At 64.6% G+C, this 1850-nt stretch carries 2 protein-coding genes and 1 pseudogene; 2 read left to right on the forward strand and 1 reads right to left on the reverse strand.

Going from position 1 to position 1850, the window contains the following annotated elements:
- Nucleotides 1-530 (reverse strand): annotated as a pseudogene (locus BV034_RS16965) (hypothetical protein); the annotation flags it as partial.
- Nucleotides 531-613: 83 nt separating this feature from the next.
- Between BV034_RS16965 and BV034_RS16970 the strand changes: the two are divergent.
- Nucleotides 614-799 (forward strand): hypothetical protein, encoded by a 186-nt coding sequence (locus tag BV034_RS16970; protein WP_038168956.1) that lies wholly within the window; start codon nt 614-616, stop codon nt 797-799.
- Between the two features lie 293 nt (nt 800-1092).
- Nucleotides 1093-1850 (forward strand): hypothetical protein (locus BV034_RS16980; protein ID WP_265593106.1); only part of this gene is annotated, 758 nt, incomplete at its 3' end.

The raw sequence follows: 1850 nt of genomic DNA on the forward strand, positions 1-1850 counted from the left end.
AACTTGGCCACCGCATTCGTGGGCAGCCCCTGCGCGGCTCCCAGGAAATGGACCTTGCCCTCCCGGATCTCCACCACCTCGCCCTCGGAGTAGCTGACCCACAGAGAGCCGCCCGGGCCCTCGCAGAGATGGAGCGGGTACGAGTTGGGCTGGTGCGGGGGATGGTAGGCCTGGGAGGGGCCGTGGGGAGCGTGACGCACGATCCGGCCCTGCCCGGTGGCCAGCCACAGGCTGCCGTCCTTCCCGGGCAGCATGGCCCGCACGAGCGAGCTCTTGTTGTTGCGCGGCTCCAGTGTGGTCTGGTTCAGGTGCAGCCCGTCGAACCGTACCAGCCCGCCGTACGTGGCCACGAGGAGGCTGCCATCCGGCATCTGCCGCACATCGCTCACGTTGTTGTCCGGCAGGCCGTCCTCGATCTTCCAGTTCTGAAAGGCCCAACTCCCGCTGCCCGCCTGGCCGTGGCACGGCGCACCCCAGACCAGGAAGAAGCCCGCCAGGAGGCCGAGAACGAGGTCGAACCGGGAAATCATGCAGAAGGGGAAGGGGAGATGAACAGGCACCAAGCCGGGAGAGTCCAGGCTCGCAATTGAAGAATATGCAGCTACGTTTCAGGATGAGGCTACATCAAGGTCAAGTTTGGAAACAAGGGGAGCGCTACATCCGGATCGTGCACCTGGAGCGTCTTTCCGTGGAGTACAAGGACATGGGCGACCTGGAGACCAAAACGGGCAAGCACCTTCAAGCGACCAAAAAGGAATTCTGCCGTCTGATCAAAGGGGCTGAACTGCTGCCGTCCTAAGAACCTGTTTGACGACAGGCCTTGCGAGAGGAGCGGGGTGGGGAGAGAGTTTGGGAGTCCGCTTCAATGAGCGGGCCGCTCCTGGAGTTCTATGAAACGCCCCTCAGGGCGGGCAGTCTTCCGCTACGCGGCGCGGCGTAGCGTAGCCCTTTGGGATGACGCCAAAAAGGCGACGGGGTGGACAAAAGGAAACTTTTCCGTAACCTCCACCTGCTCAGGGCAAGAGTTTTGGTGAGGGCGTTTTTTGCGAAACACCCGCCAGATCTTCCCAGCCTGAGTCCACGTCATCGTCCATGGATGCCACCTCCCTCCGCACCCATTCCCCGTCCATCAGTTCGGGAGAGGTAGGAGCGCCCCAGACCACCCCGCGGTCTTCCGTCGGCGAACGCAGGATGACCGTGGTGGACAACCTGGAAGAGCGTCAGGACCAGCTCCAGCAGGTCTCCCAAGGGACAACCGACAAGGCACGCGGCTGGCGGGCTCGCCGCTGGGGGCAGGAGAAGGCGGAGTTGGCAGCAGGAGCCACCGCCGGGGGCGTTGGCTTCACGAAGTTTCTCAATGGCTCGGCCAATGCCTTCAAGCTCGGCATGGAGACCGGGGCCAAGGTCGGCACCGCTCTGGGCGGGGTGGGTGTCGGCTTTGCCGCGGTGGACGTTGGGGTCGCCGTGGTCGCCTACCGGAAGGCCAGCAAGTTTGGCAGTGTCTGGGGGCAGACCTCCTCGACCGGCGATCACGGCCGGGCCCAGGATCTGCAGGGCAAACTGAAGGAGTATCGCGGCAAGGATGCCTCCAAGATTCAGGAGGCCCCGCCGGATGTGCGCTTTGCCCTGGACCCCAAAGGCGTGGATGGCCAGGGCCGCTCTCACCTGAGCAAACTGTCCCCGCAGCAGCAGAAGGATCAGCTCACCCGCATCGCCCGCTACGCCGAGGCCAAGTGCGATCGCAAGATGGCGCGCAAGGGCATCGAGGGCACGCTGAGCACGGTCGCCATGGGCTTTGGAGTCGCCGCGCTGGCCACCGCCGCCTTCCCGCCTCTGAGCGCGGCCTTGGG

Source organism: Verrucomicrobium sp. BvORR034 (genome assembly GCF_000739635.1).
In the GTDB taxonomy this organism is placed as follows: domain Bacteria; phylum Verrucomicrobiota; class Verrucomicrobiia; order Verrucomicrobiales; family Verrucomicrobiaceae; genus Verrucomicrobium.